General features: G+C 69.5%; 16 protein-coding genes. 9 read left to right on the forward strand and 7 right to left on the reverse strand.

Annotated features, from left to right (window positions below; all coding sequences use genetic code 11):
* Nucleotides 1–20 precede the first annotated feature (20 nt).
* Both AWX74_RS15575 and AWX74_RS15580 read right to left on the reverse strand, forming a co-directional pair.
* Entirely contained in the window at nucleotides 21–2,486 is a 2,466-nt protein-coding gene (locus tag AWX74_RS15575; protein ID WP_091277238.1) for a P-loop NTPase family protein, read from the reverse strand.
* 61 nt (nucleotides 2,487–2,547) lie between these two features.
* On the reverse strand, nucleotides 2,548–3,861 hold the full coding sequence (locus AWX74_RS15580; protein WP_165615645.1) for a DUF4407 domain-containing protein: 1,314 nt from the start codon (nucleotides 3,859–3,861) through the stop codon (nucleotides 2,548–2,550).
* A 608-nt stretch (nucleotides 3,862–4,469) separates the two neighbouring features.
* Between AWX74_RS15580 and AWX74_RS15585 the strand changes: the two genes are divergently transcribed.
* The 6 genes from AWX74_RS15585 (at nucleotide 4,470) to AWX74_RS39505 (ending at nucleotide 13,345) form a co-directional block, all read left to right on the forward strand.
* The gene (locus AWX74_RS15585) at nucleotides 4,470–5,993 is read left to right on the forward strand and encodes a helix-turn-helix domain-containing protein (protein ID WP_114476389.1); all 1,524 of its coding nucleotides are present in this window, start codon (nucleotides 4,470–4,472) and stop codon (nucleotides 5,991–5,993) included.
* 6 nt (nucleotides 5,994–5,999) lie between these two features.
* Entirely contained in the window at nucleotides 6,000–6,644 is a 645-nt protein-coding gene (locus tag AWX74_RS15590; RefSeq protein ID WP_091277243.1) for a TIR domain-containing protein, read from the forward strand.
* Between the two features lie 134 nt (nucleotides 6,645–6,778).
* Complete coding sequence (locus tag AWX74_RS15595; protein ID WP_091277245.1) at nucleotides 6,779–7,549, forward strand: hypothetical protein; 771 nt, start codon at nucleotides 6,779–6,781, stop codon at nucleotides 7,547–7,549.
* 58 nt (nucleotides 7,550–7,607) lie between these two features.
* Nucleotides 7,608–11,027, forward strand: a complete 3,420-nt coding sequence (locus tag AWX74_RS15600; protein ID WP_091277247.1) for a hypothetical protein — start codon at nucleotides 7,608–7,610, stop codon at nucleotides 11,025–11,027.
* 384 nt (nucleotides 11,028–11,411) lie between these two features.
* Nucleotides 11,412–12,956: a M48 family metalloprotease gene (locus AWX74_RS15605; RefSeq protein WP_131799472.1), complete on the forward strand. Its 1,545-nt coding sequence runs from the start codon at nucleotides 11,412–11,414 to the stop codon at nucleotides 12,954–12,956.
* The gene (locus tag AWX74_RS39505; RefSeq protein ID WP_131799473.1) at nucleotides 12,893–13,345 is read left to right on the forward strand and encodes a hypothetical protein; all 453 of its coding nucleotides are present in this window, start codon (nucleotides 12,893–12,895) and stop codon (nucleotides 13,343–13,345) included. The genes AWX74_RS15605 and AWX74_RS39505 overlap by 64 nt, the downstream gene beginning before the upstream one ends.
* On the opposite strand, the gene fxsT is transcribed toward AWX74_RS39505, so the two are convergent.
* Both fxsT and AWX74_RS15615 read right to left on the reverse strand, forming a co-directional pair.
* Entirely contained in the window at nucleotides 13,336–15,810 is a 2,475-nt protein-coding gene (gene fxsT / locus AWX74_RS15610; RefSeq protein WP_242666263.1) for an FxSxx-COOH system tetratricopeptide repeat protein, read from the reverse strand. The genes AWX74_RS39505 and fxsT overlap by 10 nt on opposite strands.
* Before the next feature lie 833 nt (nucleotides 15,811–16,643).
* The gene (locus tag AWX74_RS15615) at nucleotides 16,644–16,985 is read right to left on the reverse strand and encodes a hypothetical protein (RefSeq protein WP_193209636.1); all 342 of its coding nucleotides are present in this window, start codon (nucleotides 16,983–16,985) and stop codon (nucleotides 16,644–16,646) included.
* 232 nt (nucleotides 16,986–17,217) lie between these two features.
* Here AWX74_RS15615 and AWX74_RS15620 point away from each other — a divergent pair, with 232 nt between their 5' ends.
* On the forward strand, nucleotides 17,218–17,790 hold the full coding sequence (locus AWX74_RS15620; protein WP_091277256.1) for a YdeI/OmpD-associated family protein: 573 nt from the start codon (nucleotides 17,218–17,220) through the stop codon (nucleotides 17,788–17,790).
* Between the two features lie 45 nt (nucleotides 17,791–17,835).
* Here AWX74_RS15620 and AWX74_RS15625 read toward each other — a convergent pair whose 3' ends face one another.
* Nucleotides 17,836–18,570, reverse strand: a complete 735-nt coding sequence (locus AWX74_RS15625; protein ID WP_091277258.1) for an SDR family oxidoreductase — start codon at nucleotides 18,568–18,570, stop codon at nucleotides 17,836–17,838.
* 79 nt (nucleotides 18,571–18,649) lie between these two features.
* On the opposite strand from AWX74_RS15625, the gene AWX74_RS15630 reads away from it, so the two are divergent.
* Together AWX74_RS15630 and yaaA are read left to right on the forward strand one after the other, a co-directional pair.
* A complete protein-coding gene (locus tag AWX74_RS15630; protein ID WP_242666256.1) occupies nucleotides 18,650–19,273 on the forward strand; it encodes a TetR/AcrR family transcriptional regulator in 624 nt (207 codons plus the stop codon).
* Nucleotides 19,274–19,346: 73 nt separating this feature from the next.
* Entirely contained in the window at nucleotides 19,347–20,249 is a 903-nt protein-coding gene (yaaA, locus tag AWX74_RS15635) for a peroxide stress protein YaaA (RefSeq protein ID WP_091277260.1), read from the forward strand.
* A 55-nt stretch (nucleotides 20,250–20,304) separates the two neighbouring features.
* On the opposite strand, the gene AWX74_RS15640 is transcribed toward yaaA, so the two are convergent.
* Nucleotides 20,305–21,114, reverse strand: coding sequence for a spirocyclase AveC family protein (locus tag AWX74_RS15640; RefSeq protein WP_091277262.1), 810 nt, complete (start codon nucleotides 21,112–21,114; stop codon nucleotides 20,305–20,307).
* 119 nt (nucleotides 21,115–21,233) lie between these two features.
* Nucleotides 21,234–22,526 carry an amidohydrolase family protein gene (locus AWX74_RS15645; RefSeq protein WP_091277264.1) on the reverse strand — a complete coding sequence of 431 codons (1,293 nt, stop codon included), beginning with the start codon at nucleotides 22,524–22,526 and terminating at the stop codon, nucleotides 21,234–21,236.
* Nucleotides 22,527–22,589: the final 63 nt, after the last annotated feature.

The raw sequence follows: 22,589 nt of genomic DNA on the forward strand, positions 1-22,589 counted from the left end.
TCCGTTCCGTCCGTGGGGGTTCAGCGGTAGTCGTCGTCGGGGTCGTCCCCGGGGGCGGCGGCGAGCTCGTGCTCGGTCGGGAGCGCCCGGATCAACTTGTCGATCTCCAGGGTGAGCTGTTGGGAGATCTCCGCGGCGAGCTCGATCACCTCGCCCTGGACGATGTCGCGGACGGCCGTGATGGCCTCGGTCCGGCGCCGGAGCACGGTTGTGAGGTGGCGGCGTGTCGCGCTGCCGGCCGGGTCACCCTCGTACCCCGGGTTCCAGGGCAGGGCATGGGGGCCTGGTGGGAAGGGAGCCGCGTCGGCCGGCTCCCTTCCCGCCGGCGTGACCGGGCCGGTGCCCGCGAGCCGGGCGCGTGCCGCGTCGGTCAGGCCTGACGGCGGCCCCGCGGCCGGGTCGTGACCGACGAGGCGCGTGCCGGTGAGCCGCTCGAGCTGGCCGAGCCGCTCGGGGCTGAGCGCCGTGGCGAGGACACCCAGGATGCCGGGGTCGGCGAGGGCCGCGGCGAGCGGGGTGAACAACCGGCTTCGTTCGGCCCGTTCCCACCCGTCCACGGCGTCGAAGACCTCCTTGTGGTACCGCTCGACAAGCCTGCTGGCCGACAGGCCGAACCGTCTGGTCAACGCCTGGGTGGACAGCGCGATCGCCGGCCGTTCGCCGGGCGGGGTCTCCTGTTGCGCGCGCACCGCGAAGCCCGTGTCCTCCCAGCTCAGTTCCTGGGCGAACTCGGGCCAGAAGGGCCAGCGGCGCACCTCCTCGAGGGCGTCCTCGGCGGCCCGGTCGAGCAGCGCCGCCAGCGGCGCCGTGGCGGTGCCCGGCGCCGAGGGCTCTGACCGACCGGCGTATCGGAGGCTGTCGGCACCGCCACGGAGTTCCCTCGCGGCGTCGCGCAGTTCCTCGACCAGGGTGAGCACAGCCTCCTGGGCGGCGTTGGCATCCGGGCTGCCCTGGGCGTCGAGGCGAGCGACCTCCCAGTCGTGCTCGGTGAGCGCCGCATGCACGGCGGCGGCCGCGGTGTTCAGCTGGTCGAGCCGGTTCGCCAGCCCGTTCGTGCGCACATGGCTGGTCACCAGGCTGCGCAGCGCCGAGATGCCGCAGTCACGGGCGTACTCGGTCAGGGCTTCGCGCACATCGCGGGCCGCGGCGCTGTAGGGATCGCCGTCCGCGAGCCGTTCGGCCACGACCGCCCAGGCACCTGGTTCCGCCTGTGGCACCTTCTCGAGGTGCCGGCCCACAGACTGCATGGCTGGCAGCGTGGAGACGAGCGCCAACCGGTCCAGTCGGTGGCCCTTGTCGATCCGGGCTCCGGTCAGGCTCTCCGCGACGACGCACACCCCGTGCAGCCGGCTGACTCCGCCGAAGAGCGTCTGCAGCGTCAGCGGGCCGTCACCCGCCGGGGCCTTGACGTCCTCGAACCAGGTCGCCACGACGATGGGCGCACGCGCGACCTGGCCCGCGGGCATACCCAGCTTGCGCAGAAGCGCGTAGAACTCCAGCGACGCCGGCGCCGCCGGCTTGCGGGTGTCGACGAAGTTCAGGAAGGTCTCGATCCCCTCGCCGCCCAGCCCGCTGACGAACAGGTCGCGGTGCTGGGTGTGCTGGGCGTTGAACCCGGGGAAGTCCCGGATCTGCAGATCCACCGCGCCGAGCAGGCCGGGCAGCGGCCAGTTCTCCGGATCGGCCTCGACGGTCGCCCGCAGCTCACGGACCAGCGAGAACGCCTCCAGCAGATGGTTCTCCTGGAGGTCCGCGACCGGGTCGGCCAGGTTGCTCGCCGGGGTGGCCGGGGCCGGCGCCGGCTCGGGGAAGTCCAGCGGTGGGGCCGCGGGCAGCGGCAGGCGGACCCCGGCGCTGACCAGTCCGGGCTTGATGGTGCGCCGCCGGCCCAGCAGGTTGGCCGCCCGCGCCTGCGCGTCGCGCAGCATGACCAGTTCCATGGCGATCTGCTTGATCGTCACATCGCCGGCCTGGTCGGCCCAGAGCCGCTTGCGGCACCAGGCGTTGAACCGCCCCCACCCGTCGGTGACCGGGCAGTAGTCGGCGAGTTCCTGCTGGGCGCCCAGCGCCGGGTTCTCCTCGGTCGCCCGCGTGACGAGCTTGCCGAGTACGTGGTCGGCGCAGCGCACGAACTCGTCGTGGCTCATGAAATGGACCTCGGCATGGACGATCCGGGTCGACGAACCGGCCGGCGCGGCGTGGAGGCGCAGGACGGTCACGTTGCCGGTCGTCGGATTCTCACTGCTCTCCAGCAGCAGCGGGACGCCGAGCAGCACGCTGAGGACCGTCGACTTCAACGAGTTGTACTCGCCGACCGCACCCAGCACGATCGGCGCGTCGATCTTCCCGGTGAGCGTGTTCAGCTGGCCGAGCAGCCGGCTCCGGATCTCCGCGAGCGCGGGCGATGATCGATCGAGGCAGGCGTCGTGCCGGGCCTTCGCCTTCTCCGCCTCACCGCGCAACCGCGCGATTTCGTCCTCGTACACGATGCGTGTTCTCCCCCCAGAGGTCGGCGCCGCGACCGGGCGCAGAGTGTTGGTTGTGCGTTCATTGCGGCGGTGGCGGTGGCGGTGGCGTGCCGCCGCCGGCGTTCGCCTTCTGGCCGTTCGACGCCGAGTGACCGGAGCCGAACGACGAAGCGCCCGCAGACGGGTTCGAACCGTTTCCGCCCGGATGGTTGGATCCGTTGGAGCCGTTGGAGCCGTTCGACCGGATCCACCGGGACGAGAACTCAGGGGAATCGCCGCGCAGCCAGAGCGCGAGCCGGTCGCGGCCCATCGCCACCGAGACCCGGGCCCACGCATGGCGCAGGTCACGAGTCAGGCCGTCGCGGTAGCGGCGTTCCTTGTCCTCTTCGACGTCGCGCCAGCTGGCCCGCGCCTCACGACGCTCGACGATCTCGTCGTAGGTGGATCGGCGTGTGACCAGCTTCGTGAGCAGCGGCAGCAGGTCCGCGCCAAGCAGCACCCCGCGCAGCACCCACGGCCACTGCCGGACCTCGGGATGCGCGGCCAGCACCCGCCTGAGCGCGACCTCCCGGGCAGTGAAGCCACGGTCGTCGCGGATCGCGTCCGCTTCGGCCTGGGTGAGCGTCGGCAGGTTCTCCGGCTTCAGGGCCTCGGCCTTGCGGGTCTGTGCTGCCACCAGGCTGCCGTTGAGCGGCTCGTAGACGTCTTTCGCCGCGTCGTAGACCGCCCAGTCCGCGGCTGCCTTGTCACCGGGAGGGGTGTTGTGGTCGGCGGTGGTGAGCTTGTCGTTCTGGTCTTTCCAGGTCTGGAAGGCGTCTTCCATGCGCTTCTTGGCGTCCGCGACCGGCCGATTGAGCGCCGTGATCTCTTTGTCGATCTTCTCGACCTCGAGGTCGCGCTTGTGCACGCGCGCTTCGTCCAGGTGCAGCTCGACGACCGACACCAGCTCACGTTTGATCTCCGGGGCGAAGACCAGCATGAGCATCGCTTCCGCGACCAGGTAGGCCATGCCGAGGGCGATGGCCAGCCGAAGGCCATAGCGGACAATCCGCCTCCACAGGGCCGAGAATCCGCCACCGGTCCGCTTCACCTCGGAGACGATCATCCGGTCGAGCAGGAAGACGAACGTGCCCCAGCCGAGGCTCACGGGTAACAGCCACAGGTGGAACGCGAGCACCGTTGACAGGAAGGCGAGGCAGACGGCCGCGGCGACGGCTCCGACCATGAGCAGCATCAGGCCGTAACCCGCGTAGCGCGTGCGCAACTCCGGCGTGACGAGCGCTGCCGGATCTGCGCCCGCGCACCAGAGCAGTGCCCGCGTCGGCCATTTCGGCGGTGGCAGGTCATCGTCGCCGCCTGGCGGCATCGCACCGCCAGGCGGTGATTCAGTCACCGGTGCCGCCTCGCGGTCCACCGGATGGCGCGCGAAAATCGCCACCTGAACCGGGCCATGGTCTACCCCCCGTATTCCGAGGCCCATCAGAGGTTTCGTGTCGACCGTATCGACCTCTGTTCATTGCGTCTAGCATCCTTCGAGCTTTCACAACGGAATGCGGAACGGGGCACAATGGCCGCCCCAGATGTTCGCCTGAGGGGGCGCGATGTTCAGCAGATCATCGGTGGCCGGACCGTCCGCCGATGAAACGAAGGGGGACGCCGCCGCGGTGGTCCTGTTGGCTGCTGCGGGGTTTGATCCTGCGATCCGTCTGGGGTGGAGGCCACACCAGGTCCGTGCGGGTCCGGGTTTCGCGCCTCGTCGGCTCTTCTTGTTGCAGCCACCCTAGAGAGACGGTGGCGACGTGGTATAGCGTTGCCCGTCTCCAGTTGAGGAAATTACGGAGGGCGACAATCAATCACGCGGCGTCGTCCCGGATCGGCGCGGGCGGGCGGTCACGGCGCCCGGCCTTTCACTTGCTCTTTGTCCAATGGAGTGGGGCCGCGCCAGCCTTGAATCGTCTCAACGGCCAGCAAAAATGCACTGATCTACCCAAGTGCGACCGTATGCTCATTTCTGTGAGCCAACCGGATCTTGAATGGTCCACCCCGCTGGGCGGCGAGCTGCGCGCGCGGCGGGAGGCTGCCGGCCTGAGCCTGCAGGGCCTCGCCGTGCGCAGTGGTTACAGCCGGTCGTACCTGAGTCGCGTCGAGACCAGCAGACGGGCGGCGACGCCCGCTGTCACCCGGACCTACACCGAGCTGGTCCCGGCCGGTCCGGCCCCGACGCCGCGGCACGCCTCGCAGTCACCCCCGGGGCGTGCGGCCGGCCCGGAACTCGGTGTCACCTGGTTCGGCTCCGAGGTGCGTCGCCTGCGCATGGCGACGGGCAAGTCCCTGACGGCCCTCGGATCCGAGGTCTACCTGTCGCGTTCCCATCTCAGCAAGATCGAGCAGGGCGACCGCCGTGCGAGCTATCCGCTCGCGCGCTCCCTCGACACGGCTCTTGCCGCCCAGGGCCGGCTGACGAGGCTCTACCTCGAGGAATGCGCGCGGACCGTCCCGGTCGCCCCGGACACGGACATTCTCACCCGCAGCGGACGGGACCGCGTAGAGGCTGGAGATCCGGACCCTGCCGAGCGCGCGGCAGCGGCGGCGGAGCGACTGGAGACCCTGCGGACACGCAGCCACCAGGTGGGTCCGTACTCCGTCCTGCACGACCTCGGCGCCGGCGTCATCGACCTGCACGCCGCTGCCGGAGACGGCCGGGGCGCGGCCAGCCCGGTGTGGGCGGTGCTGCTTCGCTACGCCGAACTGCTCGGCTGGACGGCTCAGGAGACCGGGCACGACGCGACGGCTCTGCGCTGGACGCGAACGGTCGCGGACTGGGCGCGCGCCCTGGGCGACGCCGACGCGCTCGGGTACGCCCTGATCCGGCAGTCACAGGTCGCTCGGCGACGCGGCGACGCGGAAGCGGCCGTCGGCCTCGCTCGACGGGCGGGCGCGCTGCCCGGGATCTCGCCACGCGTCATGCTGTTCGCCACGCAGCGCGAGGCGCAGGCCTGCGCGCTCGCTCGGGACGACGCCGCTTTCCACCAGGCTCTCGACCGTTACTACGCGCTGGTCGACATGCCTTCACTCGACGCGCCCGCCCTGGATCCGGCGACGCGGTGGGGACCCGCGCCGGATCCGTTGTTCGAGCGCTCCCAGCTGTTCGAGGCGACGTGCCTGGTGGACCTCGCCGACTTCCGCACGGCGGCGGCACTGTTCGACCGAGGCATGGCCACGCTCGGCCCGCTGCGCTCGGGTTACGCCCGCCTGGCAGTCCGGCAGGCCATCGCCTACGCGCATCTCGGCGAACCCGACCATGCCAGCGACGTCATGCACGGCGCCCTGCCGACGCTGGCCCGGCAGGGATCGGCATCGCTGCGCGGCGACCTCAGGCTGTTGATCCGCGCACTGAACCGGCACCGCCGTTGTTCTGCCGTGGTCGCCCTCCTGCCGGACCTGACGTCCGTGGCACGCTCCGCCGGCGGCGTGGCCCCGAGCATCCACAGGCCCTCCGGTACACCGACGCTGAAGGAGAAGTAGCTGTTCATGGCCGAGCAGAGATATTTGATCTTCATCAGCTATCGCGGTTCCGATCAGAACTGGGCTACCGAGTTCGTCTACGCACGGATGACCGAGGCGTTCGGCGCCGACACGGTGTTCAAGGCAGGGAACGCACTTCGCGCAGGCGAGAGCTATCCACCCGTCCTGCGGCGCCAGGCGGTGGCCTGTCCGGTGATGCTCGTCTGCATCGGGCCTGGTTGGCTCGATGCTGGCACGCCTGACGCCGGCCGGCGCCTGGACTCGCCGGACGACTGGGTGCGCCTGGAGATCACCCTCTCGCTCCACGCCGGGAACCACGTGGTGCCATTGCTGATCGGCAACCACGATGAGGTGCGAATCCCGACGAAGGACCAGATACCGGAAGACCTCAGAGATCTGATCGACCGCCAGGCCCACCGGCTCACGCCAGGAGCAGGTCTCGACGTCACCGTGCCGATGCTCGTCGAGCGGCTGGTTGAGCTCGTGCCGGAACTGGGCGAACGTCGTACCGGCGCCGCCGCGCGGCGAGATGCGACCACGCCGACACCCGCGCCCGCTCCCGCACCCGCGCCCGCGCCCGCGCCCGGAAACGCCACTCCCGTTTCGCTGAGTTCGGCGCTCGACGCCGCCGGTCGACCCGATCTCTGGTGACACTCCACGCAGAACACCTGCCCGTCTGGTGACCGGCCGCTCTGGAGCCGGGAGGACCACGTCACCCCATGGCGCATGGAATCGATCGGATCGCGTCCGGACAAACCAGACCTGCCCGGTGGGAGGAGACACGCATGGCCGACGACGAAACTCATCGGCTCCCCGACGATCTGCGGTCGTTTCTCGATAACGATTCGAGTGTCGACGACCGGGAATCGGGCCTTGCCCACCGGGCCTTCTTCGTCGAGGAGCAGGTTCTCGGCAGGAACACATCGCGATTCGTCGCCGAAGGCGGCGTGCAGTTCAACAGCGTGCAGGTCTACGCATTGACTCCGGAGAACCTCCCGCCGATGGCGAGCCTGCGTCGTGGGCTCGCCGATCGACAGCTGGAACTGCTGAAGTTCCGGTTCACGATCGATCTGCTGCCGCCCGGTCGCAGTTACGTGTCGATCAGCGTCCGCATCACCGTCCAGTCGCCGGTGACCGTGCTGATGCTGCAGCCGCATCTGGACACGGCCGACACCGACCTGGAAAAGACGTCGAACTCCGAAGCGGCCCTCGAGGTGGCGCGTCTGGTTCAGGTTCACCTCACCAGGTCGCACGGCAACACAGCTCGGCGAACCGAGCACCTTCCGGTCACGACCGCCCTTGATCTGGGCCCCAGAGGTTTCGGCTGGACCTTCGAGGCGCGTGAGGGCGCGCCCCTGTTCTCCCGGACGGTCCTCACCCACGCGATGATCGAGGTGTCGCGCGGCACACCCAGCCTGTCCGGGCTGTTCGATGCCGAGGCGCTCATCATCCGCCGGGTGCTGAACACCTCCATCAGACGGCCCGCGAAGCCGGCCAACTCGGCGGCCCCGTTCTCCGTCGATCTCACGGCCGCGCCTTATCAGAGCCGGCCCTGATCGTGCCGAGCCCCGCCTCGATGCCACCACCTGACCCGTCCTCCGGGAGGCGAATCCCATGAGCGTCGTTCGCCAGGTTTCCGCGGTCGTGGCACTGTTGCGAGCCCGGCGCCTGGTGCGAGCCGGCAACCCCGACAGAGTGCTGGACCTGGCCGCGTCCGCTGTCGGCCTGACCAGGGACGATTTCGCGTCGCCGGACCGGCTGGGCACGAAGCTCCGGTCCTACCTCGATGGCCTGCCGAACCTGCTGGCGGCGAGCTACGTCCTGATGCTGGCCGGTGCACTCGGGATGGTCCGCAGGAATCTCGACGGCCTGCACGTGTTCGAGATATTCCTGGACGTCGTTCCAGGCGACTACGCGGATACCGATGCGTTACGGCAGAAGCTCCGACGGCGCTGCAGTGGGCTCCCGGCTGAGGTCGAGATGCTCATCGTCCTCGGTCTGGCCGGCAGCCTGGGCGTTCTGGGCCGGGATTCGGAGGCCGTCGCGCTGATCCGGGCCGATCTCGCTCTCGACCCCCTCGCTCCCGACCCCCTCGCCCTCGACCCCCTCGCTCTCGACCCCCTCGGACCGGACCGGAGCGGACCGGCCCTCCCTCACGACCTCGACGCCAGGCTCGAGCGGCGGCTGGCCGGGATTTCGCCCGACGCGGTCGCGGCCTACCTCACCATGCTGGTTCCGTATCTGGACAGCCTGGGAGCAGGGGCCCACGGTGCCGCGATCCTCGAAGCCCGGCTGGGCCTGAAGCCGGACGACTACCAGTCCCCGCGGCGCCTGGGAGCCCGGCTCGACCCGCTGCTGCACTCCCTGACCACCCGCGAAGCGCCGACCTTCCTGCTGCTGTCGCTGACGATGCTGCTCGGCGAAGCCGATCAGGCGGCGAAGGCTCTCGCACTGGTCGAGTGGTATGTCGGCGCCAACCCCGCCGACTACCGCGACCCGGACGAGCTTGGCCGCAAGTGGCGGGCCTTCTGCGACGCGAACTACCCGGATCTGGGCCCGACGCTCTGGCGGGTCTGGACTGACCTGCTGGTCGAGACCGAGCGGCCGGACGACGTGCTGGCGGTCATCGAGGCGGACACCGGCCTGAGACTGGCCGACCTGAGTACCAGCGAGAGGTTCGGCCCCCGGTTGACACAGCGGTTGCGCCGGGCCCAGGGAGACACGGCGGCGGCCTACCTCGTCTCGCTCACCTTCCAGCTGAACAGTCTCGGCTACGCCGAGCAGGCGGGCCTGATCATCGACTGGTACCTGCGGGGATATCAGAACCTGTGGCAGGTCCCGGACGACGGTGATCCCGGCGTCACCCATGTGATCCCGCTCGTCAGGCTCTGGCTCGAGCTGCGATCAGCGAGCGAGCCGGACTTCGCCTGGCAGCTGTCCGGGCAGGCGGTGGCTTACCTTCGCCGGAGCCTGCTGCTCGGCGATCTCAAGCTGGCCGACCGGCGGGAGTTCATCGGGTATCTGGAAGGGCTGCGGGGCCAGATCAGGTCGGTCGGCTACTCCTGGACGACGCCGAGCGCCGCCGCCCGCCCTGACCCGGCCCGTGTCCTGTCCGCGCAGCTGTGGGACGCCGAACTCGGCCAACGCGCGCTGTTCGAGGAGTTCCTCCTCACGAGGGTCGAAGCGGTCACGCCCGGCACCCCACCGCAGGACGGCTGGCCGTATCCCGACCACGAGCCGATCGACCTGGGGCCGCCTCAGTTTCTCCGGGCCAGCCCCGAAGATCTCCTGCGGCTGCTCGGCGAGGAGGACGAGAACCACTCGCTCCCGCCCACCGCCCCGATCACCGGAGTCGACAACGCGGCGTCGGGCGCCGCCGACCGAGCGCACCGGGCGGCCGGCCCAGCCACCGACTGGGCCGCCGACCAGGCCAAGGAGGCCTGGCTCGGCGAGGCCGAGGAGCTCGTGCGCCAAGGCGTGACCGAAGAACTTCTCGCTGAGACCCTCGGTCCAGGCACGATGCTGGTCCGGGCCGGGTTCCGGCCGAACGACGGCGCGCTGATCTGGGCGGCGCTGCGGGTCGGTGATGACGGGGCAGTGCTGGTGGTCGCGGCCGGCGTCGGTGAACCCGCTGATCAGCTACGTGCCCGCTGGGCGTCGCTCCGGCACGACCTCGGTCTGCAGATGGCCACCGTCACGGGAGCTGAGGAGCCCGCGGCCGACGCCCGCACGTCTCCCAGCGGCCGCGCCGAGTCTCAGGGCGACAGGCTGGCCGCGGTCCTCATCGAGACCCTGACCGCCGTCACCACCACGCTCGACGAGGTCGTCGAGATCGGGTGGGGATCCGGGGAGTGGCTCGGGAGCATCGCCAGGCAGCTCGCCGTGCTCGGATCCGGACGCTCGTCAATCGCGTCGCACGGTCACCTCGGAGACCGACTCCGCGAAATGCTGGCCCTCCCGCCGAACACCGGCGTGGCGGACCAGGAAATGCGGGAATCGTCGGTGCACCTCGCCCGGCTCGAACTCGGCCGGCTCCTGGCCGCGGCGCAACGCCATCAGCGTCGAGCGGCCGGCCACGGCGATATGCCGGACGAGGTCGACGAGGTGACCCGCGGCTACCTGGCCGAGATGGCGGAGATCTGGCCGCTCGGTGCGCTGTCGAACCACCTCGATCGCGACACCGACATGGTGTTCCAGCTGGAGGACGCACTCCAGCAGGTACCGGTCGCGCATTACCCGTTCGAGGGGGGAACCCCGCTGTACTCGCTGGTCCGCTCGACCCGGATATCGCTCTCCGTGCTCGTCACCATCATGCAGTCCCGGGCTGAACGACGGTTCGCCACGGACGCACGCCGGGTGTTGGCACTGTCCCATTTCGGCAAACAGGACCAGTCGGGTCAGATTGCCCGGTTGCTGCACTACGGTCATCGGTGGCTGGCTCGGCAGTCACCGGACCATCAGCTCACCAGCCTGAACGCAGCCGAGATCCCTCCGGGCGGCCTGGGCAACCTACGGGCGGCGCTGGAGTCGGGTCCGGGCTTCCAGACCGTGACCGTGTGCGGCCACGGCTTTCTGGACGAGGACTACCCGCCCGGGTCCGGCGGCGCCCGCTGGGGTATCCAGCTGCACGACGGTCCGTGGCGCGGCGTCGGCTGTGACCTGCGCTCCGTCAACTTCCTGCTGTTGCCGAGCTGCTCCATGGGGCGGCTCCGACAGGCTGGCGACACGGACGTGACCGGGATGTGCGCGCTGCTCGCGCTGAACAGGGCCCGATCAGTACTCGCCTGCCGCTGGCCCGTACTGGCCGATCAGGCCATCGCATTCACCCACGAGGTCGCCGCCACCTATCTGACCCTCAGCGTGCAGGCGGAGGATCGTGAGCGCGGAAGTCTGCGAGCCCGGGCGGTGAACATCGCGAGACACCACTTTCTGGACGCCTTCCAGGACGGCTCCCAGAACGACGCCGCCAGCCCGGCCGCCACCCCCGTCCTCCTCAACACGGTGGCAGCCTTCGAGCTCTATGGACTGGCCTGACAACCAGACCCGTCCGCACGCTCAGCGCTCGGGATACCGAGCCTCGGGCCGTCAGGGACCGATCTGCTTATACCCGGCGAGGATCCCGGCGGCTCGGCACCCGCCGAACTGATCGGCCGTCTTGCGTTGTCAGTCCTCACCGGGGACCGCCCTGCGCCACCGCCGAAAGTGGGCTGGCACCGATAGTCGGACACTCCGGTTCGCACGCCGCGAGGCCCTCTGGTTCGTCCACGTGTGATCGCCTTGGCCGGGTCACGGTAACGGATATCAGTCAAGTGGATGTCCAGAACACTGTCCGAGGGCAGATTCCACCGACCTCGCCCTGCGCCGAAGCTCGCCGCCGCGTTTCTCGCGGCGCGTTCGAAACGTGCGAGGGAGACATCCGTGGCAGGCGATGCGCGGGACAACGGTTCCGATGGTTGTGCGGACGGCCCCTCCATGGGTCGTGACGTTGCGGACGACAGGATTTCCGGTGATGCCGGCCATGCCGGTGCCGGCCCGGCGCTGGGTGGCGAGCGGGACCCGGAGAGAAACGTCGGCGCCGGTCCGACAGAGGCTGACCGGCAGGCAGCCGACCATCGCTATGACTTCGCCGATGATCTCGATGCCATGTACGAGGAGTACGGAGACTCGACCGAATATCCAGAGCTGGCCGAGCGCCTCGAACGAATCCGAGCGCAGCACGCGGAGTACGGCGATGTGTTCCAGAAGGTGCTCGACGGCCTTTTGGCTGAGCTGCAGGCCGCGGCTGCGGAGCTCTATCCAGAACGCTCACGGGATATCTCAGGCGTCCAGGCGGTCGCGGCCAAGGAGGCGGCTGTTGTGGCGCGATACGAGCCCCAGAGTGACGACACGGGCATAATCATCATCCCGACTGGGTTAGGAGTGCTGCTCCAGCAGCTCATTCCGCCGCTGCTTGGGCTGATTGGTCGCCGCAGTGATAGCTTCGCCGGCCTCCTGCGTACTACCCGTCGAATCTCCCGAGGCGACGCTGTGTCGGAAGATGACGCCTTGGCGAGGGCCGCCCTGCTGCGCTTCAACCTGATCCACCGCAGGTTGTGGGGCCGTACCGCCACGCTTGGTTTCAGCTTGGACGATCGTGACACGGAGAGGATGGCCACCTTCTCGACCCTCGCGTGGAACTTCGCGCTGGCCCACGAACTGGCTCATCACATACTCGGCCACGGCCGACACGGGGCGGAAACGGGCGCTGCCGGCTGCGGGGGCAGCCCGGAGATGGAGTACGAGGCAGACGCGGTCGCGACCAGGCTGGTGACGTACGGGGCTCGCCGCGATCAGCTCGTGATGCCGGTGCTTGGCGCCTACTTCGTTTTTGCCGCGATCGACGTGCACGAGCGCGCGATCCTGGTACGCGACCCGCTCAGTCATCCTCCAGCGGCGCTGCGGCTGCGGCGTGTACGCAAGCAGTTCGCCGCGCCGTTCGGTCGCGGCTTCGAAAGACTGACCGGAAACCTGACACCGGCTGTGGAGAAGGCACTGAATTTCGGCGCTCCCCTGGGCGGTGCGGCCTGGTATCGGGCCTACGAGCACCCGCAGGTGAGCATAGCGCCGCGGACGCCCACCTACCTTGAGCAGATCAGCAAGCTCGACCTGATCCTCGCCGGCCCGCTTGACCGGGCCGAAGCTGTTCTCCGAGAGGAGGACACGCGGCGTGGGACCGACCTGGGTGCTGGCCTCGCGCTCCTCCGCGCCGGACGGACCGGTGACGGCCTTCGCGCCTGGCGGATCAGCGAGAAACAGATCACCGCGCTGATCGACCCGACCCGGGCTGCCTCGTACCCGCAGCTTGTCCGCGCCCTCACCGACGGTCTGCAAAAATGCGGATTCGCGAAAGGAGAAACGCTGTGTCCCGCAATCGTCTGCGCAAACCTGCTGACCCCTCTTCTACCGACGGAAGGGCTGGTGTAGCGGCTGAACGAACGACGGCCGACAAGCAGGTTTTCGACGAGGAGCACTCCCGCAGCGACAACGATCTGATCGAACAGCTCGGTGAGTGCCGCGATGGTCACGGCCTGGGCTCCGGCCCACTCGATCCGGACGAGCACTACCGCGACGGGCTACGCTGGTACACCCGCCGCCGAGAACAGCTGCTGGCGCTCGTTCGGACGGCTCCCGAGATCAGGGAGTTCACGGGCGACCGCCGCCCTGATTCCTTCGAACTCTGGGCGGCGGTTATCGCCGTGCTGGCCACGCCTCAGGCGTCAGTCCTGCTCAGCCCATCGCGGGATGTGGCCACGATGCGTGCCGTTGTCGCGGTACTGCTGATGCGGGAAGGGGACTGGCAGGCTCAGGTCTGACGTCCAGATTCGGACGGATCAGTGAACTCCTCGTCGACAAGGCGCCGGCGGCGGGCGACGGTGTCCTCCGCCAGTGCCCGCGCCGCGGCTCGTTCGTCGAGGGCCAGCAACCGGTGTGCAAGGTTCGCGGCCGAGGTCAGGGTGTCGGGATGGTCGCTGCCCAGCACCTCCCGCCGCCGTGCCAGCGTGTTCTCGTCCAGGGCGCGGGCGGCTTCGTGCTCACCGAGGGCCGCGAGCCGGTTCGCGAGGTTCGCGGCGGAGGTAAGCGTGTCAGGGTGGTCCTCGCCGAGAAGGTGACGACGGCGGGTAAAGGTGTCCTCGTCCAGGACACGGGCGGCCTCGTGCTCACCGAGGGCCGCGAGACGGACTGCGAGGTTCGCGGCCGAGGTCAGGGTGTCGGGATGGTCGCTGCCCAGCACCTCCCGCCGGCGCGCCAACGTGTTCTCGTCCATTCCTCTGGCCTTCATCCACTCCCCGAGTGTGAACAGCCAGACCGCCAGATTGGACGCGGAGGTCAGCGTGTCGGGATGATCGACGCCCAGCACCCGTCGGCGCCGCTGCAGAGTCTCGACGTCCAACGTGCGCGCCGCCTCCACCTGGCCGTTCCGGTACACGGCGACGGCGCGCCGCGCGGCGGCGGCGAGAGTATCGGGATGATCGGCTCCAAGTACGGCTGTCCAGCGCTGATGGGTACGGGTTGCCAGACGCAGCCCCAGCCGGAACTGGCCGCAGGCCTGCAGATAGTGGCAGGTGGCGAGCAGCAGGCCGCGAAATCTCGCGGGCTCGGGGCACGGCTGGTCGTCGAGGGCATGGATGATCGCGACAACGTGCGGGGTGAGCTCGGCGTATGCCAACCAGTGTGCGGGGGTCCTTGGTTCGCCGGGGTCTGCGGTGGCGAGCAGGCGCATAGCCCGGACCAACACCGTTCGCCGGCTGTCAGCCGGGATGCTTGCGCGGACGAGAGCGCGTACGGGGCGCTGCACCGTCATCCGGACGTCGGAGACCGTGGCCAGGCCGAGGCCGATAATCACGTCGACCAGTTCGCCCGTTGTGGCCGCATCGCCGACCAGCAGGCTGCCGGGACGTCCCAGCACGGCCTTGCCTTCGTCCGGCCCGCTGGTCCGATGGGCAGCCAAGGGAATCGGTTCGGGTGCGAGATAGGCCAGACGCCGGAGCAGGTCAAGTGCCGCGGGATCGCGCCGGGCAAGTTCCTCCAGCGAGGCGACAGTGGTGAGCGACAGGCCGTCGGGCGCGTTGGCCAGTGTTTCGCAGTAGGTTCCAGGATCTGTCCGGGAGCCGGCGAGAAAGGCACCGGCCTGCGCTGCGGCGCTGGGCAGGTCCGCGACGGCGGTCGCGAGCCGGTCAGCCTCCACCTCGGTGATTCGTCCGGCGCGGCGACGCAGCAGCAGGACTGTCTGCGCGCGGGGAAGCGTCCCGACGGGGACCGTCGGGAACCGATCCGACAGTGCAGGATCACGGCTGGTGACAATGACGTGCCCGCCACTGGGCAGCTCGTCCAGAATGGCCTTGTCCACGACGTTGTCGTAGATCAGGAGGAAGTCGCCACTGCGGCTCAGCTCCTGGAACACGCGCCGACGCAGATCCGACGGACCGCCGGACACGGCCAGGCCGAGCGCCTCGGCGAGTCCCGCCATCCCCGTCGCGGCCCCCGTCGACTCCTCGGCGTTGATCCACCACAGTGCCGTCCGATAGGATGTTACGTTCCGCCAGCCATACTCCAGCGCCAGCTGGCTCTTGCCCATACCGGGCTCGCCATGCAGCGCGCAGATCGCGGTGAGACCAGGCCCCGCGTCCCCGTGGAGCAGGTCCGACATGACCTGCAGTTCGTCGCCCCGGCCGGTGAAGAAGTGGTCGCGCGCCGGAAGGTTGTGGACGGCGGACACCCCACCGGGAAACGCCACCCCCCTCGCACCGGCCGCGCCGTCCGGGCCGTGGTCAGGGGGTGAGGCCAGCATCGTCCGACCGGTAAGAGTGGCTGGCGGGTGGCCGGGCCGGCGATCTGCCCGGATGTCCGGTGACGCGGCCGGTGCGAGGGCGCGTAGCAGGCGCCGCCGAGCTTCGGGCTCGTCCTGTCCGACCAGATCGATGTTGCTCAGCGGCCGTAGCAGCCGTGGCACGGCCGCGCACGGCGAGACCACAACCGGCACCAGGAAACCCTCGGACTCCTCTGCGTGCACGGCGAATGCCGCGTACCGCTGAGCGCTGGTCCAGGAGCGTTCAAGGTACATCGGGCTGATCACGGCGATCATCCGATGGGCCCGTTCCAGAGCACGTTCGAGCGCCGCGACCAAATGCGTGCCCGCGGTCCAGTCCCAGACATCCAGCTCTACGGAGTATCCGGCGCGTTCGAGCGTTTCGCCGATCCACTCCGCCCAAGGCGCGTCCTGACCGGCGTGCGAGACGAAGAAGTCGATCTGCCCGCGCGGGCCGAGGGCTCCGACCACGCCGTCCAACACGTTTCCGCGGGTGCCTGGACCCGAATCGCCCGGCCACAGATCCCTTGGCTTCGAATCCCCCGTCCCTGAGTCTCTCGCGCTGCCCACAGCTGTAAGCCTGGCAGACAACGAGCACCGGCCTGCGCGAAACGCCAGGTCTCCGGCGTGCGAGAACCTCCGCGACGGCGAGCGGACACAAGGGCCTTGCAGGAAACAATGCGGGGTGCCCCGTACAGGGCACCCCGCTCCGAACTGGTCAGACCCAGAAGCTTCGACCCGTGGTCAGGACCACAACGATGATCCACACCACGACTCGAACGAGACGCTCCTGTTCTTCGGTCAGGCCGGTTCCGCACCAGACACAGCGGTGAGACTTCACAGTTCCTCCTAGGGTGTTGTCTGCCGAACCACCTGCACGGCAGGTGCCCCCGAACACCGCCCCCGGTTCCGCTCAGGCGATCCGGCTTTTCCCTGGAGGTCGCTCTTCTGATGTACCGGTTCCAACGGACAACGCAGCCCTGATGTTCCTCACTCATCGCGTTTGACTCACGTCAGAAAACCGCGGCGGGCCTGATGTTCCCGCGGTTCCGCGATGTCGGCGCCCAGCTGGTACTCGCGTCCGGCCGCGCTCAGGGCCGATCCCGGAGTCACACCGTCGCGTCACCACCGCCGGGACACCGGCTATCCGGCGGGCCGGGTTTCGTCCGAGGCGGTGCCGCCATCAATCGAGCCGGATCTGGTGCGCAAACGCCCGGTGGCCGTGCCGGCACGGCCACCGGCCACCGCGACATCGGACGGGCTACTCCCAGCGGGGCGGCACCCGACCAGTCACGATCTCTCCATCAGCATGGGCTGGAGGTCAGCCGGATACTCCAGACCGGGTCCCAGTTCGCAGTGGTGGGGGCCGAGTCCGCGGGAATACAGGTGATCTGGGCGCCGGCACTGTTGTAGAGCCTCATCGCCGCCCCCGCGGACTGAAAGTTGACCACCGGCCCCACACCGAACCAGTTACTCAGGTAGTACGTCCGATAGTAGTAGAACTTGAAGACGTACCACCCACCCCCATAGGGAACGTAAGCACATCCATAGTTGTACGGACAGCCAGCGGGAGCGCTGTTCAGGCTGGTCACGAACAGAACCTGGTTCGCGACCGGCGAGGTCGAGGGAGCCGGCGCCGCCTGCACCGGGGCAGGCACCCCGACGACGGCCAGCAATTCTTCCCCCGGTCATCGCGACATCTGCGCTGCAGCCTAGATCAGTGGGAACTCCACGAGAAGGGCGCACCGCGCACAGTTTCGATGCACCAGGAGTTGACCGCGGCCGCCACCACCCGCATCCGCACCGCGGTGGATGGGCTGCTGTTGACGGTGGCGCGGGCACGGACGGCGTCGGGCCAGTGGTCTCCGGAATACGGTGATGGATGTGGAGCTGGAGATGTTGGTCGTGGCCGATGTCCGGGCGTGGCGAGCCTGGCTGGATGTGAACGAGGAGGTCTCCTCCGGGGTTTGGCTGGTGCTGGCGAAGAAGGGCACCACATCTCCGACGTCGTTGGGCTACGACCACGCGCTGCTGGAGGCGCTGTGCAGTGGCTGGATCGACGGGCAGCGCAGAAGCCGGGACGCCACCACCTTCCAGCAGCGGTTCACGCCCCGCCGCCGGGCCTCGCTGTGGTCCGAGCGGAACATCGGCCTCGTCGCCCGCCTGGTCGAGGAGGGTCGGATACGTCCCCGCGGCCAGGCCGAGATCGAGCGCGCCAAGGCCGACGGACGCTGGGAACGGGCCTACGCGGGGCCGGCGAACGCGCAGGTCCCAGACGATCTGGCGACCGCACTGGCCGCCTCGGCGACCGCCTCGACGGCGTTCGCGGGCCTGAACGGCCGCGACCGTTACTCGGTCCTGCATCGTGTACTGACGGCGCCGAGCCCGTCGAGCCGGCAGCAGCGGATCACGAAGCTCGTCGGGATGCTCGAACGCGGCGAGACGCCCTGACCTCGGGCCCCTTGGCCCGTCCGCTCTCCTGAGGAGCTGCCCGGATCAGGTGAGCCGCAGCCCGCCGTCACAGGGCAGGACCACGCCGGTGATGAATTCGTTCTCCAGTACCGCGACGATCGCCGCCGCGACCTCGTCGGGCCGGCCGTTGCGCCGGACCGGCGCCCGACCGGCGAACTCGTCCAGCGCGGCGCGTCGAGCGTCCGCTGGCAGTTCGTCCCACCAGCCGGTCTCGATGACGCCCGGGGACACCGCGTTCACCCGCCGGGGAGCGAGCTCGACGGCGAGTGGCGGCACTGCGGCTTCCAGGGCGCCGTTGACCGCGGCCAGCCCCGCGGTCCCCGGCAGCGCGGCCTGAGCCGACCCCGCGGTCACCAGCGTGATCGAACCGTCCGCGGCAAGGGTCGGCATCGCCAGGGCCACCGCCCGCAGGTGAGCGACGGACTTGCCGAGAAACGCTCCGGCCAGGTCGGTGTCGGCGAGATCGGCCGCGGGTCCGGCCCCGCCTCGCCGGGTGACGGTGACGACCAGATCGTTGATCGGTCCCGCCTCGCTGAAGAAGCGCCGCAGAGCGTCGACATCCTCCGCGTCGACCTCTATTCCCCGGGCCGTTCCGCCCAGCTCCTTGACGGCCGCCTCGAGCCGGCCGAGGTTGCGGCCGCCGATGGTGACGGCCGCGCCCCGGTCGGCCAGGAGCCGGGCCGTGGCGAACCCGATCCCGGCGCTGCCGCCGAGGACGGCGATGTGACGACCCTGCGTCCTGCTGCTGCTCGCGGACATCGCGAACCTCCATTTCCGAACGACCCGTTCGCAAACCCTACTACCAATACCGAACGGGCCGTTCGGTTATGCTGCGGAGGTGAACGAGCAGCCCGCCCGCCGGCCCGGACGACCACGCAGCGAGCGAGCCCGCGCCGCGGTACTCGAAGCGACGCTGGCGCTGGCAGCCGAGGCGGGGCCGGCTGGTCTGTCCATGGAGGCCATCGCGAGGCGGGCCGGCGTCAGCAAGGAGACGCTCTACCGCTGGTGGCCGTCCAAGATCGAGGTGATCCTGGCCGCGATGGTCGAGCACGGGCAGGTGAGCATCCCGCTCCCCGACAGCGGCGACCTGCCGGGCGACCTGCGCGCCTTCCTGAGGTCCACGATCGACGCGCTCGACGGCACCACCGCCCTCCTCCTGCGCGCGGTCGCCGCGGCGGCAGCCACCGACCAGGCGGTCGCCGATGGTGTCCGAGACCGTTTCCTCCACACCAGGCGCGCCGCGCTCGGGACGCTGCTCGACCGGGCCGTCGCCCGCGGCGAGATCCCCGACGAGCACACGACGTCGCTGGTCGACTTCGTCTACGGTTCGCTGTGGTATCGGCTGATCTTCGGCATCGGGCGGCTCGACCACCGGTGGGCCGACGAAACAGCCACCGCGATCACCGCGATCACCGCGATCAGCCGGCAGCCGGCGCCGCTCCCGCCGCTCCCGCCGGGCTGATCGGCCCCACGGTCACCGTAGCCTGGCAGCACAGAACGCCGGGATGTCGAGATGGTGAGATGAGGTCGGACAGGTGCGGATCCTGCTGCCGCCGAGCGAGGCGAAGGCCGAGGGCGGCGACGGGCCGTCGCTACGGGCGGCCGGATTCGGCGACGGCCCGCTCGCGGTGGCCCGCGCCGAGGTAGCGCGGGCGGTCGCCGTGTTCTGCAGGGCCGACCCGAGCGCGGCGATCGCCGCGCTGCGGCTGCCGGCCTCGCGCGCGCAGGCCGACCTGGCCGCCAACATCTCGATGCCGGACGCACCGACGATGCCGGCGCTTGACCGATTCGTGGGCGTTCTCTACGAGGCGCTGGCGCCCGCGACGCTGCCACCCGCTGCACGAGCTGTGGCCAGCCAGGCGCTGTTCGTGTCCAACGGGGCGTTCGGCCTCCTCGGCGCGACCGAGCCGGTACCCGACCACCGGGTCGGCATGGCGGCGGCGATTCCCGGCCTCGATGGACGTGCCGCGCCGACCGTGCTCGCGGCCTTCTGGCGCGCCCGGCTCGCGTCGGCCCTGCCCGACCTGCTCACCTGCGCCCCGGAGCCCGTCGGCGCCGTGGACGCTGTCAGCGCCGTGGACGCTGTCAGCGCGGTTGGCGCGGTTGGCGAGCACCTCGTCGTGGACCTCCGTTCGTCGGACTACGCGACCGTGCCATCCCTTTCCGGGCCGATCCGTGCCAGCGCCCTGCCGGTGCGTGCCCTGACCGAGAAACTCGTCGACGGGCGCTGGGCCCGCCGTCCGCTCAGCTACCAGGCGAAGCAGACCAAGGGCCTGCTGACCCGCGCTCTGCTGCTCGCCGAAGCCGCCGGCCGCGTGGTGAAGACCATCGACGACGTGGCCGAGGTGGCCGAGTCCGCCGGCCTCGTAGCCGAGCCACGCGGCACCGCGACCGCACCCACCCTCGACGTCATCACCCGCTGGAACCCGACCGCCTGACTTGCCGGCTCCTCGGCCCGGCTCGGCGGACCGGACGTCGAGGCGGTGTCCGATGTCATCGCCCGCCGCCCGCTCCGCCGTGCAGGGGTTGATTCGGTACGCCGGGGAACAGTTCGCCTGTCGGCCCCACGGTCACATCGCCGTTCAGCTTGGTGGCGAGATGTGGCGCGAACACGGCGCCGTACAGCAGGTTGCCGAGGACGACCACGGAGACCACGGACAACGCGATCGCGCGGGGATGCGTCTTCGTCCTGCGCTCGGCCCACGTGTCGATGACCGTGCGGCCCTCACTGTCGGTCCGCCCGAGGAGGTAGGTGAAGACCATCATCTGCACGCCCATCGCGAGAGCGTCGTACAGCGGGTACTGGTGCCTGGTGCCCTCGAACATCGCGAGGCCCGGGATGACACGGCCGTAGTAGAACACTCCCGCGCGGACGCCGAACACACCGTTGAAGGCAAGCGCCCAGACGTAGCCGACGACGAGCCCGACGGTCAGCAGACCGATCGGCCGTCGCCACCCGAACCTCGCGCGGAGCCGCCGCTCGAGCACGACACCCATGAGCGCCGGCAGCACGAAGTATTCGATATACCCCAGGGGCACCGACACCGGCAGCCCGCCCCACGTCAGGTTCAGCGGCCACCAGGAGGGCATCCGCGGCAGGCCGGGCGCGAACTGCGCGTACATCGCCCAGTCGTACGGCGCCTCGATCCACGAGAAGGAGATCGCCGAGACGCACAACAGCAGCAGTGGATGGAGGCGCCGTCGGCGCACAGTGAGAACGACGCCGAGCGCGAGAAACGACAGTCCGCCGGCATAGGCGAACACCTGGCCGAGAACCAGCGCGGGCGTCAGTTCGTCGCTCACCGTTCGTCCTCGGATTCCGGTGAGCCCCGCATCTCGGGGTCGAGACGCAGTACCAGAAAGAAGACGAGCGCGATGAGAGCGAACAGCGTTCCGAGCATGATGAGCGCGCCCATGGATCCTCAGCTCCCCCCGGAGGTGGGTAACTGCCGGGCCAGGTCGAGCACGCTGACCGGGGCCGTGCCGACTTTCCTGAGGCGCTCCGACGACCGGTAGCCGAGGTCGACGTCACCTGCCCGCGCGCGCAGCGCGCCGACGGTGGCCTGCTCCCCGGGAAGATGCGAGAAGAGATCGAAGGAGAAAAGCCGTAGCGCGTTCTCGTGCGTGATCTTCGCGACATCTCGGTCGGGTACCCCGCCGAGACAGCGGCCGAGGGATTCGGGCGCGAGCGGCCAGGACGAGTCCGAGTGCGGATAGTCGCACTCCCACGTGACCATGTCGATGTTCAGCTTCTCGCGGCTGGCGACGCCGAACTCGTCCTCGATGAAACAGGTGACGATGCGCTGGAGGAACAGCTCGCTGGGAAGCATGTCACCGAAGTCCTGATGGGTCCAGGCACGGTGCTGCTTGTAGACGCGGTCCACACGTTCGAGGAAGTACGGAATCCATCCGATGCCCCCTTCGCTGAGGGCCAGGGTGAGGTCGGGGAACCGTCGGAGGAACGGTGACCAGATCAGGTCGGCGGCGGCCTGCACGATGCTCATCGGCTGCAGGGTGATCATTGTGTCGACGGGTGCGTCGAGAGAGGTGACGACGACCTGGGACGACGAGCCGATATGCAGGCAGACGACGGTGTTCTGGTCTGAGCAGGCCTGCCAGAAGGGATCCCAGTGGTCGCTGTGCAGCGACGGGTATCCGAGCTTCTCCGGGTTCTCCGAGAAGGTCACGGCGTGACAGCCCTTCGCGGCGACGCGCCGGACCTCCTGCGCCATCAGCGTGGGATCCCAGATCGGCGGCAGTGCCAGCGGGATCATCCGCCCCGGGTACGTGCCACACCACTCGTCGAGGTGCCAGTCGTTGTAGGCCCGCAGGACGGCCAGCGCGAGATCCTTGTCGCCTGCCCGCGCGAAGTACTGGCCGCAGAACTGCGGATAGGACGGGAAGTTCATCGACGCCGCGAGGCCGCCTGCGTTCATGTCGCGGATGCGTTCATGGATGTCGAAGCACCCCGGCCGGATCTCGCTGAAACGGGTCGGCTCGGCGCCGTATTCGTCCGGGGGACGGCCGGCGACGGCGTTCAGGCCAACGTTCGTCGCCTCCTGGCCTTCGAAGACCCAGGCGTCGGTTCCGTCGTCCTTGGTGATGACCTTGGGTGCCTGGTCGGCGTACCGGGCGGGAAGCCGACCGGCGAACATGTCGGGGGGCTCCACCACATGATCGTCGACGGACACGAGAATCAGGTCGTTGATGTCCACGGTCAGCTCCTTGCCGATCGGAGTTCCTGGACGAGCACCGCACCGGCGGCCAGGCGATGGTGG

The sequence above is a fragment of the Parafrankia irregularis genome, from assembly GCF_001536285.1.
Classification (GTDB): domain Bacteria; phylum Actinomycetota; class Actinomycetes; order Frankiales; family Frankiaceae; genus Parafrankia; species Parafrankia irregularis.